This window comes from Pedobacter sp. GW460-11-11-14-TSB4 (assembly GCF_059423705.1).
Genome location: NZ_JBWKYI010000004.1, coordinates 58,252 through 75,230, shown reverse-complemented (window position 1 = coordinate 75,230; position 16,979 = coordinate 58,252). Strand labels below are relative to the sequence as shown.

The 16,979-nt window shown below is 38.0% G+C and carries 13 protein-coding genes; 3 read left to right on the top strand and 10 right to left on the bottom strand.

What is annotated here, in order from left to right; all coding sequences use genetic code 11:
• Positions 1-66: 66 nt before the first annotated feature.
• The 6 genes from AC07YT_RS05980 to AC07YT_RS05955 all read right to left on the bottom strand — a co-directional run bounded on the left by AC07YT_RS05980 (position 67) and on the right by AC07YT_RS05955 (position 7,693).
• Positions 67-1,266 (bottom strand): hypothetical protein, encoded by a 1,200-nt coding sequence (locus AC07YT_RS05980; protein WP_086545681.1) that lies wholly within the window; start codon positions 1,264-1,266, stop codon positions 67-69.
• Entirely contained in the window at positions 1,250-4,096 is a 2,847-nt protein-coding gene (locus AC07YT_RS05975; protein WP_494945218.1) for a hypothetical protein, read from the bottom strand. The genes AC07YT_RS05980 and AC07YT_RS05975 overlap by 17 nt, the downstream gene beginning before the upstream one ends.
• Positions 4,097-4,236: 140 nt before the next feature.
• Complete coding sequence (locus AC07YT_RS05970; protein WP_086545683.1) at positions 4,237-4,848, bottom strand: DUF4280 domain-containing protein; 612 nt, start codon at positions 4,846-4,848, stop codon at positions 4,237-4,239.
• A 10-nt stretch (positions 4,849-4,858) separates the two neighbouring features.
• Positions 4,859-5,671 (bottom strand): hypothetical protein, encoded by an 813-nt coding sequence (locus AC07YT_RS05965; protein WP_086545684.1) that lies wholly within the window; start codon positions 5,669-5,671, stop codon positions 4,859-4,861.
• 47 nt (positions 5,672-5,718) lie between these two features.
• Complete coding sequence (locus AC07YT_RS05960) at positions 5,719-5,877, bottom strand: hypothetical protein (RefSeq protein WP_494945217.1); 159 nt, start codon at positions 5,875-5,877, stop codon at positions 5,719-5,721.
• A 1-nt stretch (position 5,878) separates the two neighbouring features.
• Positions 5,879-7,693: a type VI secretion system Vgr family protein gene (locus AC07YT_RS05955; RefSeq protein ID WP_086545685.1), complete on the bottom strand. Its 1,815-nt coding sequence runs from the start codon at positions 7,691-7,693 to the stop codon at positions 5,879-5,881.
• A 608-nt stretch (positions 7,694-8,301) separates the two neighbouring features.
• Between AC07YT_RS05955 and AC07YT_RS05950 the strand changes: the two genes are divergently transcribed.
• The 3 genes from AC07YT_RS05950 to AC07YT_RS05940 all read left to right on the top strand — a co-directional run bounded on the left by AC07YT_RS05950 (position 8,302) and on the right by AC07YT_RS05940 (position 13,320).
• Positions 8,302-10,629, top strand: a complete 2,328-nt coding sequence (locus AC07YT_RS05950) for a beta-galactosidase (protein WP_145954214.1) — start codon at positions 8,302-8,304, stop codon at positions 10,627-10,629.
• Between the two features lie 129 nt (positions 10,630-10,758).
• Complete coding sequence (locus AC07YT_RS05945; protein ID WP_086545687.1) at positions 10,759-12,108, top strand: Gfo/Idh/MocA family protein; 1,350 nt, start codon at positions 10,759-10,761, stop codon at positions 12,106-12,108.
• Positions 12,109-12,228: 120 nt separating this feature from the next.
• The gene (locus tag AC07YT_RS05940; RefSeq protein WP_086545688.1) at positions 12,229-13,320 is read left to right on the top strand and encodes a phosphotransferase enzyme family protein; all 1,092 of its coding nucleotides are present in this window, start codon (positions 12,229-12,231) and stop codon (positions 13,318-13,320) included.
• A 416-nt stretch (positions 13,321-13,736) separates the two neighbouring features.
• Here the strand turns inward: AC07YT_RS05940 and AC07YT_RS05935 are convergent, their stop codons facing one another.
• The 4 genes from AC07YT_RS05935 to AC07YT_RS05920 all read right to left on the bottom strand — a co-directional run bounded on the left by AC07YT_RS05935 (position 13,737) and on the right by AC07YT_RS05920 (position 16,261).
• A complete protein-coding gene (locus tag AC07YT_RS05935) occupies positions 13,737-13,985 on the bottom strand; it encodes a hypothetical protein (protein ID WP_086545689.1) in 249 nt (82 codons plus the stop codon).
• 152 nt (positions 13,986-14,137) lie between these two features.
• Complete coding sequence (locus AC07YT_RS05930; RefSeq protein ID WP_086545690.1) at positions 14,138-14,611, bottom strand: GtrA family protein; 474 nt, start codon at positions 14,609-14,611, stop codon at positions 14,138-14,140.
• Complete coding sequence (locus AC07YT_RS05925) at positions 14,608-15,297, bottom strand: CDP-alcohol phosphatidyltransferase family protein (protein ID WP_494945216.1); 690 nt, start codon at positions 15,295-15,297, stop codon at positions 14,608-14,610. The genes AC07YT_RS05930 and AC07YT_RS05925 overlap by 4 nt, the downstream gene beginning before the upstream one ends.
• A gap of 157 nt (positions 15,298-15,454) precedes the next feature.
• Positions 15,455-16,261, bottom strand: a complete 807-nt coding sequence (locus tag AC07YT_RS05920) for a phytanoyl-CoA dioxygenase family protein (RefSeq protein ID WP_086545691.1) — start codon at positions 16,259-16,261, stop codon at positions 15,455-15,457.
• Between the last annotated feature and the right edge of the window lie 718 nt (positions 16,262-16,979).

The following is a 16,979-nucleotide window of genomic DNA, read 5'->3' as shown; positions in this document are numbered from 1 at the left end:
TTATCTGCAGCCAAAATATGCATTAGGTATATTGTTTTGGCTGCAGATATTCTCGTTATCATTTACCTATTCAGGGTCGGCACCGATAGGTGGTGCTTCTTCCTGTAGTTTGGAAATAATATCCTTCATTTTAGGTAAACCAAAATAATGGTGCGCTTCTATTATTTTAATCACCTCGGGATGCGAAACCGAAATATTATATAAGTGAGAACCAGGAATGTTCCATACATCTGATGATTCAGGAGATTTATATTTCTCTCTCGCAGGGTTTTCAATATTAGCAATGTTGGCCACTATTTCTGCTTTTTCTAAGGGGGTGAATTTTTTGGAAGGATCTTCATCGAAAATATGTAGTTCATCCGTGGAATATAAAGCATCCATAAAACTACCTAGTGCATAAATAAATCTATTGTCTGTTGCACTGGTATTTTCTTCTACAAATTTTAATAATCCCTCTCTAATCTGTAATTTATTGTGACTGTCTTTTGCAAAAAACAATTGGCCAATAAATTCTGGGTATCTAGGATTTTGTTTGTAAACAGAATCTAATACCATTTTATTTATTTTCGGCTCTTTATCATAACCATAATCTGTAAGTAAAGTAGTTAAAAAAAAAGACTCGTTATTTAAAAGCCATGCTAAACTAGCTTTGTCGTTATTGAAGATATATTTATTTCTGTGAACTTGAGAAGGTAGAATTGTGATTTTATAAGTATCGTCTTCGTTTATTTTAATCAAGTCTTTTAGTGTTTGAAATTCGGTAATTAAATGCTCCTTTCTCATTAAATAATAATTTTCATTATAGGCGAAAACATCCATTTCACCATTTAATAGTTCCTTATAATCTTTATATTGTTGACCAAAGAGAGTAATGTAGTTGTCTGTTATATTTATTTTGTTAGGACTTTTTAAGTTCTTTATGCCAAATATTTCATTAATCTTTTGATAAAATATTTCATCGTTAACTACTTTATAGCCATTATTTTTTAATCCTAGAAGTAATACTTTTGATGCTAATTCTAAATCTTTAGGCGTTAATTCATATGGATCTTCTGGATCTAGTTCATCACTTACTATCCGTTTTTGATATTCAAGATGTTGTTTAATTTCGTTGATCTGATTTTTTGTTAAATTCATTTGTTTTTCTTTAACTATTTGATTGTTTTTAGTGGGCTTATTTCTACAGGCAATTAATAATAAAATAATCGTGAAGTAGGTTAATGTTCTTTTTATGTACATATGATTGCTTTTAATTAGTTTTTCCATCCTGTTCGTTTTTAATGCCTATTTTTCTATTTAGTGCTTGTATATCACTATAAATATCATTGCTATTTAATTTATCTATGTTTTTAATAGTATAATCCACAGGTATATAAAAACCATATAATTTTTTCTGCTTACTTTTACTTGTATATTCACCATATTCACTAAATCGGATTGAATCATTTTGATTACCACCGAGAAGTATATATTTTCCATTAGTGTTTTTTCCAAATAGTAATCCTGTATGTCCGTGTTTACCGTCAGTGTGTTTGTATACGACAAAACAACCGTATATAGGCTCGGGTATTTTCTTGTATTTAAAATTACTAATAGGAGCTAAGGATGAGGCTGAATTTAAATGACTATATGGAAGTTTAGTTTTTGCATTTTTAGTTTTGCTAATACACCAATTCATGAAAGCTGCACACCACGCACCTTGTTCACCATTTGTTGGTTCAGCAGTGTTTTTGCAATAAGATAAATATTCCTTTGCTTTTGTATACATCGGATTTTCTGACTCCAAACAACCTTTCATCGCTTTAGCTTCATTTAAGGCAATTTCCATCCATGGAGCTCTACTGCCAGTTGCTTTTATCTCAAGTTCTGTCCAATCACAATTGTTAACTTTAAATGTCTTTGAGGTATAGTCATCAAAAGCTTTTTGTTTTTGACTGTAACTATTACCTACTTCGTTACCTACACCATGAGAAACTGGTTTGCTTTCTGAAAATCCATTACTCTTCGCTATCAGCCCATTCCATTTGTAAAATGCCATTGAAGTTAATACCGCAATTTTAATGTCCTTTGCTACAATATCAGAGTTTTTAAGGATGTCTACTTTCTCAAATCTTAAAGTATAGACATTGGCTCTGCTATAATTTTCCCTTCCGGTAAGCTGTATCAAGCCTTTGCCTCTAAAGTTCCAGCCATCTCCTTCTTGTGTGTTGCCAATTCTATTTCCAACACTTCGATTTTTGTCGGCATAAGCCAAGTTGGCAATCATCTGCTCGTTTGCGGCATGGTCTTTTGTCCGCCCATATTTATAGGCATCACTATGATTCTTGGTAAAATAGGAGAAAGGCGGTGAATCCCTTTTGCCAGTTTTTTTATTCAAGTTACCATTGATCAGTGTGTCTGCACTGTAATTCATGCTTTCTCCACTTTTTACATGCAGTTTGGTTCCGGATTCTACCCGGATCTGGCCGAAAAAATGTGCTTTAACCCAGCAGGTATTCATGCCGAGATCTGCCATGTATTTATTATAAGCATTCGCAACTGTTACAAGCGTGGTATTATCCGCATCTTTAAATATTTGTTTTAGTTCTGCCGTAGTAATGTCTTTATCACATCTCGGGCAATCGCTATGACTAACACCTTCCTGTTTCCCTACACCCACCAGCACCTTTCCTCCATTTGCTGGCACATCATTTTTAAATGCTACTAGAGTATTGCTTGTTCCTAAAAACTCCATTTCTTCTATCACGGCATAAAAACGATGCAGTTTTTCACTATAACTTTTCTCCCAGCTTTTAGCTAAAGTAAAATCGAATTCAACCACACCGCTGGAAGTCAAAGGGTGTTCTTCATGATATACAAGTGAATCTTTCCTTAAATTATCGAGTCCCAGGCGGCTTTCCTTGCGATAAATTTTAACGTATACTTTTTTTGCACTGAGGTTACGTGTGCGAATCCGGCATTTCATCTTACTGCCATATAGTGCCTGGATGACTGGTTTGTTTTCGGTTAAAAATTCGATACTTACAATTTCTTCTTTGGTAACCAGCTTTAGTTTTTGCAGCGGTTGTGGAATATTCCCATTTAAGATTTCATATTTTATATTAGTCGAGTATACTTTGAAGTAAAATTCCGTCCCTTCTTTTAGCAGTTTTCTATACTTATCTGCATTGGGGACGAAATGGTATTTATCCAGATCCAATATTTGGTTTTGAGGGATTCTGAAACCAGTAATTACGTGAATGGCTTTCGCTTTACCAGTGTGATCTAAATAACCATATTCTAAATTGATTATTATACCTTCTGCTGCTTTAAATTTGATGTAGGCATAATTTGATTCACCCCAGCCTGTTTTTGTTTTTTTACCACCTTCCGGATATTCCCATTGGGCCAATATAATTTCAGGTTGGGCAACCATTATTTTAGCTGCTACTTTTGCATTTGGCTGTACCATATATGCCTGTACGGTATACTCGCCAGGTTCGTCAAATTGATGGGTTATGGTTTCACCAATTTTCGATTTAAAAGCCTCAATTGGTTTGCCATCTACATTTTTACAGATCCATTTTACAGCTGCAATTTCCTGCGGTAATGCAGGCAATATTTTGAATTGGTCTTTTACACTAAAAGTTATCTCTTCTTTTATTCTCGTACTTTGTGTCGAAGTGATGATTGAAGTAATTCCGTTTTTTAAAGCTTGAATCTGTTTTGACTGTTTTGGAATACCATTAAAATAGGCTGAAACTATATAGGTACATTCCTGATCGCAGATTACCTTCGTCATGTTTCCTGTCGGGATTAACAGTATAGGCACACCAGTGCCACTTGTTTTGGTTACCTGCCAGTTAATAGTATTGGTGTCGCCCGGTATAGCGACTGATGGAAAAAGGCTTTTAAGCCTAAATTCTATAGGTGTCTGTATCCTTACTTTGGTTTTTCCATCGATCGTTGTTACAGTTTCAATCTCATTTTCTTTAATAGTATATGGCCTGGTTACTTTTTTGTCGCCATTGGTTTTACCATAAGCTTCAATCAGGTATGTACCTGCTTTTTTAAAAGTAACGGTAAGGGTTTCTCCTGCATCATTGCGCAATTGCATGGGTGTGCCGTTTACATCGTAAATGATCCAGTTTACGCATTGTTTATCTGCATCGATTGGTTCACCATCAAAATTGGCTTTAAAAGTAATCGGGCTATTAAGAGGTTGTTGCGCTCCGTATGTTAAAGTAGTTATAGATTTTACTGTTGCACCATCTTCATCTTCATTTTTGCTGCCTGTTCGGTATGTATCATCTCTTCGGTAAGCAGTGGACCATTAGCTGCCCAGCTACCTGCATTTGCATTTTCTAGCTCTTGCGCGGTAATGTTGGCTTGTTGTCCATGCTGTACAATTTTGATATTTCCATTCTTTGCTGTACATATTGCAGCGCTTTTATCATTTAACACATAAGCTCCATTTGGTAGTTCTACCTTTTCATAATAATCTTTCCATTGTAATTTGGCGGTACAGGGGGCTGGTTTACTTGGATCTGGCACTTTGCATTGGCCGAAGTTGATATTAAGTAATTTATTGTCTAAAGTGGTCGCAATAAGTTTTGTTTCGCCATCATCATTAATGATGTAATTATTATGGCTGAGTACTTTAAGTTGTTTTGGAGCAGGATCGACAGCTTTATCACAGATGCATTTAGCACCGTGGCACACCAGTAGTTCGGTGATTTTTCCATTTTGTACAGGATCATCTATTCCTTGCCTGCCTGAAGCTTTGGATACAGTTAGGTCATCCCTAACCTCATCATTGCTTAGGTTCTCTTCGCTATTTGGTGGTTCAGTTTCAATATTCCAATCCATTTGGCGGTATCTAATTGGTTGTTAAAGTAATTTTTAATGTTTTTTTATAGCTGTCACTCGCTACTAATAAATAAGTACTTTCCAGGGCGTTGCACCAACCAGTGATTGGATCTATCCGATAAAACCCTTCAACACTAATTTCTGTGAGTTCACTGTCTGTCTTCGTTTTTAACCAATTATTAAATCCTGGTTGATCAACATTCCCGGTCCAGTTACCAGAAAATTTAATTAGTTTTTGATTCGCTGATATTTGAAGTGTCCACTTTTCATTAAATTGAATAGGAAAGGGGCAGAGGCCGTACACCTCTCTTTTTCGGTTAAATTGGTTTTCTACAAAAGTTGCATCATAAACTCCCCTGAAATATTCGTTAAGAAATAAGTCTTGCTTGATCTGTTGGGTTAATACTTCACCAGGCAGCATTTTTTGGTCAACCGCTGTTAAGGTCGAATCAATCCAGTCTCCAGTGTAACTACTGGCTACATTTTCTCTAATGGCTAACCATTTTTGCCATAGTTCATTTTGTTTTTCAACTCTTAGGGGCATTCCGTTAAATCCTATTTTTAAGGTTAGCTGGTGTAGTGCTGCAGAAATCTGCTGCACGAATAAATCAACATCATTATCGGGTAGTGCGTCTATCAAACTTTGTTTGCGTATAATTTCGATATGCTGATGGCCAGACCAAAAAGAGGCCTTAGCTGGTAAAATATCTATATTAAAAAGCTTAAAGATGGATTCATCTTTAAATGTTGTTTTTTCAGCGATTTCTATTTTGAAAAGTATATTTATAGGTTTTTCTAAAGGTTTGTAATCGATTTTATTCATTTTTATACATTTGATTTTGCTAATGCCGCAAGACCGGTTTACCCTTTTTATCTTGAAGGTTCATATCGATCATACTTTATCTTATATTTACTTTTAAGAATTACTTCTTTTGCCGCATTGAAATTTATATCTCCTTGAGTAGAAAACCATTTAGCACTGCCAGTATTTTCAGTGATGGTTTTGCTGATGTATTTAATCGTTCCCATGTTAAAACAATTTGACCTTGTTACCGCTTTTATTCACGATCTCTTTGGCACTATGAAATTCAATATTCTCCCGGGTACTGTTTAGACTGATGTGTTCTGCGGTTTTTTCGATGTGGGTAGCCGTTTTATTAATGTTATTATTAGCTACCATGGTAATATTTTCGGCCATTATTGAATGGTTTTCGCCGGCATTGTTGCTTATATTTCCTGCTGCATTACTGTAGATATGTTCTCCAGCAGCTATAGATATATTTTGCTCGGCATTGATATCTATGTTTTTAGCCCGGATACTGATATTTTCTGGAGCAGAAATCTCAATACTCGATGCATTAGTATCAAAGCGTATAATATTTCGGTTTTTATCTGTAATGGTAATGGTTTCAGTGCCGGCAGCATCATTAAATTCGACTAAATGGCCGCTTCTGGTGGCAATTGTTTTTAAATGATTGTGCTCGTAACCACCTGCACCGTTAATGCCATGGAAAACACTTCCCATTACAATTGGTCTGGCGATATTCCCTTCTTCAAAAGTTACGGCAACCTGATCTCCAACTTCAGGTATAAAAACAAATCCCCTGTTCATATTTACCTGTTCACTACTTCCGGCATCAGGCGCAATTACCCTCAGCCATTCGGTAATATCGTTTGTCAGGCATTTCCATTTAAACTTTACTTTAATCCGGCCTTGTCCTTCGGGATCATTATTGTCCATTACATCTGCCAACAGTAGATCCGGATTTGGCTTTTTATAATTCTTTACCATAATACGCTCCGTGGCGGCTGGTAAACCTGTAAAAGTATTATGGTATTTGCCTGCAATATCTATATGGTGATGAATATTGGTAATCAGGAATTTACCTATGTTTTCGGTTATAAAAGCAGCCTCCTTCCTCACACTCATTGTAATTTCAGCAATATTGCCAATACTTAATTCAGCGTTATCTCCTGTGGCGCTGATTTTAAGAAGTTCTGCTATGGTGGCTTTTTCTTCATTCTCTACATGGCTTTTCATGTCGTTACTGTTATCTACACGAATGAGCGAGGGCTGATTGAATGTTTTGTTGTAAGTGCGGTTCGAAGCCTGTATGGCATGGGCTAGATCGAGTATGCCATCTACTGTGCCTGTGCTTTCACTATGCAGCATTTCATCCTGTTTAGGGTCATATGCAAAGCGGTTATGCTTGATTGGTGAAATTTCCATGGCATACTGAAGTGTCTGTACATCTCGGCCATAAAAAAGCGCTACTTCTTTCTGCTCATCTGGTTTGCCAAAGTTGAGCTGTTTGCCATCGTAGAAAAACCATTCATGATATTCGCCCGATAAGCGGTTCAGAAATTCAAAATCACTTTCCTTGTATTGAATAAGATAATCAATAGGCTTTTTCCTGCTGGCATTGCGTATAACTTTAAGATCACTAGCAGAGGTATCTTTTGTAACCAGCGCTATAATTTCATTTAGGTCTTTATCCAAGTAAGAACCCAAATCGGGACCGCGGTCTATTAGAATTGTAGGACTATAGCCACTTACAATTAAAACACCATGGTAGCCATGGCTCTGTGCGAGTTCTACCTTGGTAACCAAACCTGCAAATTCTTGTAGTTTACTAGCGTGATATCCAAATGAGGCAGTAAGTGTTTTACCTACAAAATCGCGGCTATCATCAAGATTGATTAGACTGGGCAAGCCAAATTGATCCTGCTTAAACCGAAGTTCGAAATAATGATGCCCGTTAAATTGTTGCTCCAGATCGAATGAGTCAAAGTGTATTATGGCTTTGTCTTCAATATTGATTTCGGTGATGAGTTTGTTTTCCATAAGAGATCGTCAGAAAAAACAATAAATAAACGCGAATGCTCATCTTCTTTTTATCGCTGATGTTACTCGCTCTCTATTTGTTAGACAAAAGTTTAACCAGATTTAACTATTACGCTTATGTTTAAATAATAAAGCGGCTTTATTCGATCGACATAGGCTGATAAACCGCTTTTAAGCTCTTGAAAGCCATTTTTAACTGCTACATTTTGCGGAAAAGGATAAAACAGTTTTTGTTATATACTGGATGTAATGATTTTTTTGTTTGTCTTATTTCCCCAATAGCTTTGCCTTTGTGGAATTACTTCCTCAATTTTTAATGATTTCCACAGCTCTTGTTTTGTTTAAAGTAAAAGCTTCAGCCCATTTTTAAATAGCGGTAAAAGGAGAGAAGCTTTAATTAATATTTGCCGGGTACCAGCTTATGTGGCAAAAGCCTTAAAGTATGGGTTAAATAAGCCTTGCAAATAGCCGGTTTGTTTTGGGCTTAAATAAAGCGGTAATATTAAAAATTAGTCAATCGTTTGCGCTGATATTTATGTTGTAATGCTCATTTGCTTGTTCTACTTTTAAAAAATACAAATCAACAAAACCGAAAAGAACCAGCACAAATGCGTACCCATTTGCTTAAAAAAACACTTGTTTTAGGGCTATTAATAGGCTTAACTGTTAATAGCTGGGCCCAAAAAGAAAACACCTTTGCCATAGGTGCCGAATCTTTTGAGCTGAATGGCAAGCCGTATATTATACGCTGTGGTGAAATGCATTTTGCCCGGATACCCAAAGCCGAGTGGAAACAACGTTTGCAAATGGCCAAGGCCATGGGGTTAAACACGGTTTGTGCCTACCTATTCTGGAACATACACGAAAAACAGCCCGATCAGTTTACCTGGACAGGGCAGAGCGATGCGGCCGAGTTTTGCAAACTGGCCAAAGAGGTGGGTTTATACGTCATATTAAGGCCTGGGCCATATTCTTGTGCCGAGTGGGAGTTTGGCGGTTTCCCATGGTGGCTGCTTAAAGATAAGAGCATCCGCCTGCGCACGCAACATCCTTACTTTTTAGCAAGGGCCAAAAAATACCTTTTAGCGGTAGGTACGCAGCTGGCGCCATTACAAATTAGCCGTGGCGGCAATATTATTATGGTGCAGGTAGAAAACGAGTACGGCAGCTACGGCAACGATAAAGATTATATGAACATCATTAAAGCCAACTTACAGGAAGCTGGCTTTACGGTTCCATTATTTCATTGCGACGGACCTTCGCAGTTAAAAAACGACCATCCCGAAGGTTTATTTGCGGTGGTAAATTTTGGCAGCGGGCCTGAAGCTAATTTTAAAGCTTTAAGGGCCATACAGCCTACAGGGCCATTAATGTGTGGCGAATATTATCCTGGCTGGTTCGATAGCTGGGGCAGGCCGCACCACAAAGGAGATACCCAGCGTATTGTAGCCGAATTAAAATACATGCTCGATCATAAGGCTTCGTTTAGTATTTATATGGCACATGGCGGAACAAGTTTTGGTACTTACAGCGGTGCCAATGCACCACCATACCTGCCGCAAACCAGTAGTTACGATTACGATGCCCCTATTGATGAGGCCGGTAACGCAACCGAAAAGTTTTACGCCATACGTAAGTTATTTTCCGGTTACCTGCAAGAAGGTGAGGTATTGCCAGAGGTACCTGCTGCAAACAAAATTCAGCAATTGCAGCCGGTAAAATTCAGTTCAATCGCCATACTATCCAAAAACCTGCCTAAGCCTGTTTTAGCCGATACAGCCATGTTGATGGAAGATTTAGACCAGGATTTTGGTTGTGTGGTGTACGAAACCAGTTTAACCGCAGGCCCAAAATCGAGCCTGGTGTTTAAAGATATCCACGATTATGCTTTGGTATATATTGATGGTAAAAAGATTGGCGAATTAGACAGGAGAAAAAATAAATTCAGCATCGAAATCCCGGCCAGAACGGCTAAAAGCACATTGAGAGTTTTGTTAGAGGCAACAGGCAGGGTAAATTATGGCTACCAGATGCACGATTGGAAAGGCATACATGGCGCCGTATACTTAAGCGAAAACGGGCAACAAACCGCTTTAAAAGGCTGGAAAAATTACCCGGTGAGGCTGGGAGAAGTGAATATTCCGCTTCGTTACGAAGCGCTTGCCAATCAGCCTGCTGCAGCTTCTTTTTATAAAGGAAGTTTTACTGCCGATAAGTTACAAGATACTTACCTCGATATGGGTAAGTGGAATAAAGGTTTAGTTTGGTTAAATGGAATGTGTTTGGGTAGGTACTGGAATATCGGCCCAACTCAAACCATGCTGGTACCAGGCAGCTGGTTAAAGAAAGGGAAAAATGAAATCGTTGTTTTTGACCTCTTCGGAACAGAAAAACCAGCATTAAACTTTTTAGATAAACCCATTTTGGATGTGGTGAACGAAAAACAGCCCGAGCTGCATAAAAAACCTAACCAGAAATGGGTTACGGATGCACAACAGGCTTATGCTGAAGGTAGTTTTGCAAACGATAACAAATGGCAGCTGGTAAATTTTAAACCAGTAACGGCACGTTATTTTTGTCTGGAAGCGTTATCTGAACAAAAAGGACAGCCTTATACCTCAGTGGCCGAAATTGTACTGCTGGATGAAAAGGATAACGAAATTCCGCGCAGCGATTGGAAAATAGTATATGCCGATAGTGAAGAACTGGGTGGCGATGATGGAAATGCAGCTAATGTTTTCGATTTACAGTTTACCAGTATCTGGCATACCCAGTGGGAATCGAAATCGCCAAAACCACCACACCAGATTGTGATAGACCTGGGTAAAAATTACACCATAAAAGGTTTAAAGTTATTACCCAGACAAGATAATGCCAATGGAAGAATTAAAGATTACAAATTATATTTTAACCAAACACTTTTTAAAAACCTTTAGTGCTGTTAACGAGCTGTAAGTGAATGGTTTTTAAGGCGAAAAAAGTGCGAAATAATAGCAAGTAAAACGTTTGTTCAGTATTAACCCGGATCAATAAAAAAACTAAACAATAAATATTAAATAACACAAATGGAACGTAGAGAATTTATCAAAAATGGTGCATTCACGGCTGCGGGTTTAACCGTCCTGCCAACCGGAAGTTTATTTGCATCATCAGACAGTGGAAAAGTAAGAGTAGGTTATATCGGTGTAGGTGCACGTGGTATGAGCCATATTTCTGAAGGTGCCTTAAGAGACGATGTAGAAATTGTTGCAATTTGCGATACCCAGGAAAGCTCGCTTAAAGTTTGCCGTAACTTTATCGCTAAAAAAGGCAGACCGGCAGCAACAGAGTATACCGGTGGTTTAGATGCTTATAAAAAACTTTTAGACCGTAAAGATATTGATGCCGTAATTATTGCCACACCATGGCAGTTTCACAGAGATCAGGCAGTTGATGCCATGAAAGCTGGTAAATATGTAGGTTGCGAGGTAATTGCAGGTTTAAGTGTGCAGGATCACTGGGATATTGTAAACACTTCTGAAAAAACAGGAATGCCTTACATGACCTTAGAAAACGTTTGTTACCGCAGAGATGTAATGGCCGCTTTAAATATGGTTAGACAGGGGCTTTTCGGCGAATTGGTACACCTTGAAGGTGGTTACCAGCACAACTTAAGAAATGTGCTTTTTAACAACGGTAAAGATTATTATGGCGGTGGGGTAGAGTATGGACCAAAAGCATTAAGCGAAGCACAATGGCGCACGCAGTTTAACATCGATCAGGATGGCGATTTATATCCAACCCATGGTGTTGGTCCATTAATGCAATATGCAAACATTAACAGAGGAAACAGCTTTACCAGCCTGGTATCGTTCAGCTCTAAAGCAAGAGGTTTGGCAGCATATGTAGAAGAACTTTCTCCTGGCCACCCTAACGCTAAAATTAATTATAAAAATGGTGATGTAACCACTACATTAATTAACTGTGCAAACGGCGAAACCGTAATGTTGAGTCACGATACCCACTTACCTAGGCCATATTCTATCGGTTTCAGGGTACAGGGAACAAAAGGGCTTTGGATGGATGTAAACAAATCAGTACACATCGAGCATAAATCGAAAGATCATGCCTGGGATAAAGCTGACGAATGGTTTGCTAAATACGATCACCCGCTTTGGAAAAAATATGAAAAAGAAGCTGTAGGTGCTGGTCACGGTGGTATGGATTGGTTTGTATTTAATGGATTTATCGAAGCGGTGAAACAGAAAAAACAAACACCTATTGACGTATATGATTCAGTTACCATGAGTGTAATTATGCCACTTTCTACCAAATCGTTAAAAGAAGGAAATATGCCACAAAAATTCCCTGATTTTACAAAAGGTAAATGGAAAGATCGTAAAAATACTTTCGCTTTAGACGATAGCGGTTTTTAGTCCCGTGTGCGGGTAATGCCCTATGGCTTACCCGCATTATTTAACAAGCAACTTTATCCGGGCCATCATTTTTTTTATTGATTTCCCGGAACAATTTTCATTCAAATATATTACCATCTTATGTTTCAAGCAGTATTAGGTGCTTATGGACTTAACGCAGAAAAATTTAAAATTGAACCTTTCGGCTCGGGCTTAATTAACCATACCTGGAAAGTTTACGGTGAGGGATTAGCCTATATCCTGCAAGAGGTGAATACGGAAGTTTTTCGCCAGCCTCAAAATATTGCTCAAAATATTGAGACAATAAAAAAATACCTCGATCAAACAGCCCCTAAATACTTGTTTGTTGCCCCAATTACGGCAACAAATGGAGATGATTTTGTGGTTCTCGACGATCACTTTTACAGGATTTTTCCATTTGTGGAAAATTCTTGCTCTATTGATTTTGTACATGAGCCTGAGCAGGCTTATCACGCTGCCAAGCAGTTTGGTAAATTTACCAGGATGCTTTGTGCCTTCAACGTACAAAAATTAAAGCCCACCATCGAAGATTTTCATAACCTGCCTTTACGTGTAGAGCAGTTTAAAAAAGCTTTAGAACAAGCTGGTGAAGAAAGGATTGGTGAGGCAAAGTTTGCTATAGAAGAGATAATTAAACATTACGATATAGAAGAGCAGTATGTACACATGGTAGACAGCGGTGCGCTTAATTTGCGTGTGGTACACCACGATACCAAAATTAGCAATGTACTGCTACAAGCCGAAACCGGCGTGGGTTTATGTGTAATTGATTTAGATACCGTAATGCCAGGCTACTTTATTAGCGATGTAGGCGATATGATGCGTACTTATCTGTCGGAAGCTAACGAAGAGGAAAAGGATTTTAGCAAAATAGCCATCAGAGAAGATGTTTTTGCCGCCATACATAAAGGCTACATGGAAGAAATGGACCAGGTTTTGGCCTTTACCGAAAAACAGTTCTTTATTTATTCGGGTAAATTTATGATTTACATGCAGGCAGTAAGGTTTATAGCCGATTTCTTAAATGGCGACATTTACTATAAAACGAATTATCCGGGGCACAATTTGGTAAGGGGCTTAAATCAGATCGATTTATTGAATAAGTACATCGCCAAAGAATCGAAATTTGAAGAAATTATTAAGCAGATTAACGAAAATAGAGTAATAGACTCTAAAACAATATTAAACTAATAAGGTAAAGGCAAGGTGTTCAGTTTTTATGCTTCATCGTTTGGGCTGGACATTCCTCTTACCTTTTTTACACTTCATCTCATCTGTTATTTCTTAACGGATGAGATTCGTATTGGATAACGCGCAAACGTTTGATAAATGCGATTTTACTTTAGATGCGGTCATGTTCAGCTTCCCGAAGAATCCTATCGGGTGGACACATTTCTTTGATTGGATTTTTTAGCGTCTTTATCTAAGGCGATCGTCATGCTGAACTTGTTTCAGCATCTTTTTTGCTATTAAAAACATTCTTGTCCAAAAAATAATTATTAATTTTTGCCACTCTCTGCCGCGGAGGCATGGTAGTTTTTCGCAGATCATGCTGTTTTATTTGTGCTCAAGTCCCGATTTTCATCGGGGTTGGAGCGCCAAAGTACTCAAAGCGCTTCGTCAATCCAGCAATGTGCATTCACACAAAGCCTATTCGCATCAAAAAACCAGCGGCACTTTGTTTTGTGCTTTAAGTGCTTGGGTAATGCCAGTAGAAAACGTGTACAAAACCACTGCGTTTTAGGTTTGGTAGTGCCACTTGTTCTATTATGCAACTGTTTTTTTGATTTCCCTGCACTTGGGATTGACGGACGTTCTTCGGCAATATCTGTTTGTTCTTTTAAGCAAGCTAGCATAATGCCTTAAGAGATGTGTCCACACGATAGGAAGAATCTGGACAAGTAGTCGAAACACCTTAAGCGTATTTAATAGGTCCTTTGATAAGCTCAGGATGACAATTCTATAGATGATACAGCCTTTTTGATGTATTTTACCAAAAGATTTGTGGTTAAACGATTTGTTTTTTGCTAAGACTTTCAAAGCAATCGCCTGTTTCATCAGCGCAGCTCGCCTCCAGGCGATTCATTTTAAATACCCAATATTTCATTAGCGGATAGTTAAAACCATAAGAAACGATACTGTCAATTAGAAGCCTGCCGATTTTATAATCTATATTTAAGCTTTGGTGCAGCAAAAAAGTACCGCCAGATTTTAACGAGATACTGCCCAGCACCACGGTAAAAAAACGGATGAGCTGACCAGTGGTAGAACTGTGATAACCATCGTTAGTTTTAAAAGCCCAAAAACGGTTAATGCAAAAATTAACTAGCCCACCCAGGGTTCCGGAAATTAAAATAGAAATGGTAAAATGGATGTGCAACCACTCGGTTAACAGTATCATCAAACCATAATCGGTAACACCACCAGAAAAAGCTGATACCTGCGCTTTCAGAAAAAGTTTAACCGATGCCCAGCTGATCATTCTTTTTCCTCCCTGTCTTTGGCATCGCCTGCTTTTAAGAGTTTAAGCGTATCGATAATATTGATGACCCATAACAATAGGGTTACAGCGATGGCAAAATAGGTGATGCTGCCTGCAATTAATGTTTCAATAATAAGGATAAATGAAATAATTACACGTAATTCCGTTGGGCCTAAATACCCTGAATCGATTTGATAAAAACCGGTTATTTTATAGCGGAGCTGACTAATAATCATCGACCAGCCATAAAGTACCACAAATAAAAATGCGAAAATCTGTGTGGTTCCGCTGGCATAAAAGTAATAGCCTAAGCCAATGAGGATAATGCTGAGCCAATCCATCACAATGTCGAGGGCAAAACCATACCATTTTCGGGCGATCTTACGGTAATAGGCCAGTCTGCCATCAAGCGAATCGCCAAGCCAATTGATGATCAGGCCTAAAATGCCGATCAGTAAATTATTTCTGGAATAAAAACTGCCTAAAATAAAAGCCGAAAAAACAATTAATGATCCAAACATGCCAATACCCGTCATTATATTTGGCGTAATCCAGTCTGGAACTTTTTTAAGCAAAAATAAGATTAACCTTTGCTCACCCTTACGTAACATATTGGTTCGTTCGCGGTCTGAAAATACCCTTTTATGCGCTGTATTCGCTTCTTTCTCTTTAATAATAGCCTCCAATTTAATATCCCACTAATATAAAGCCAATTAACATAGCGGTTTCTGGTCGATAAAATTTTAAACTGATTTTCTTCGGTATTCCCTTAGCAAAACCACTGATTTGCTTTAGCTTCCCTGATCTGACCAGGTAAGTGAATGCGAGTACAAATAACATCAATTATTTAACTATGCCTGCAAAGCGCTGGTAAAATACAGTTGGACTATTCTCATTTTTTGGTGCGTATTTACCCGCAATAATTGGAACATAGATCACACGTCTTCTGCTTTCCTCACCACGAATGGCCGATTCTGCAACCCTGTGCCACAGTCTTCCATCGTGGATGGTTAAATCTCCTGCTTCGGGTAATATCGATACCTCTTCAGCATCAGGTTTGTTATCCAGAAAGTATTTTTTGCGGAAAAGCATTTGGTAAATACTCTGTTTATGGGTACCCGGAATAATTTTTAACCCGCCGTTTTCAGGTTTTAAGGTACTCAGGTGAATGCCTACATTGAGCATTGGGTTTAGTTTAGCGCCGTAGAAAATATCCCTTAAACCATCTGTATGCCAGCCCATTTTACTAAACTTACTTTCCGGCCCGTTAATGTAGTGGTTAAACACCATGCCATCTTTTTCTTCAGTACCCAGGCGTGCACCTTCACCTGCCAGTTGAAGCAATGCATTAAACCGTGGATCTAATAACAAACCGCTTAAAGTTTGATGTTGCTGGTTGATAAAAGCAAAACGCTGTACAATGGCCGAACCATCAAGATCTTTCCCATATTTAATCGGCACACCGTTTATTTTTTTAATATCTTGCTCAATCCACTTTTGTTCAACCTGTTTAGAAGCATCGATAATGGCGTTTACGGTTTCGGGTTTGATAAAATTTTTGAAATGGATAAATCCATGCGTGTTAAAAAAGTCGAGCTGTTGTGCTGTTAATTGTTCAGATAGGGTAAAGGTTGGATACGATGTTGCCATGTGTCGAAATTTAATGATTATGAAAAGGATAAATTGGAGTTAGAGTTATGCGCAGCAACAGCACATTCGCATTCGCGAGTGGTTCGGTACTGAAGGAAAATAAAACACAAATGTTTTATTCGACATAATCTATAGAATTAGTAGTATTTAATACAAACGTAACATATTTTTAATATTCCAAAGAATTTAATTGGAAATATTTTAAAATATTTTTTTAGAGAAGTAAATTGATGACTTAGGCAGGAGCATTAAATAAGATATTTCCATTATCCGGCTGGCTAATTTTATTAAATGACTTTCTTCTTTTTCGAAGCGCAATAGCTGTGCAAAGCAGTAAGTGTGTTCCCGTTTTCCGCTTATACGCTTCGCTTCCTCATTCTTCGTTGCTGCAGGGTAACGCTGCAACCGGGGCTAGAGGAAAAGTTAAGGCTATTTTTAAGGTTTTATACTGCATTAACCTTGGTTGCTAAACCTGATTGACGAGGAAAGCTCCCGATTTTTCATCGGGACTTGTACCAAAAGCAGGACTGCAAACCGCCAAGAATAACTGCCCTTTCATTTTCAAATACATAAAAACATGATTCCCATTATCCGGCTGGCTTATTTATTAAATGATTTTTTTTTTTCGAAGCGCAATAGCAGTGCAAAGCAGTAAGTGTGTTCCCGTTTTCCGCTTATACGCTTCGCTTCCTCATTCTTCGTTGCTGCAGGGTAACGC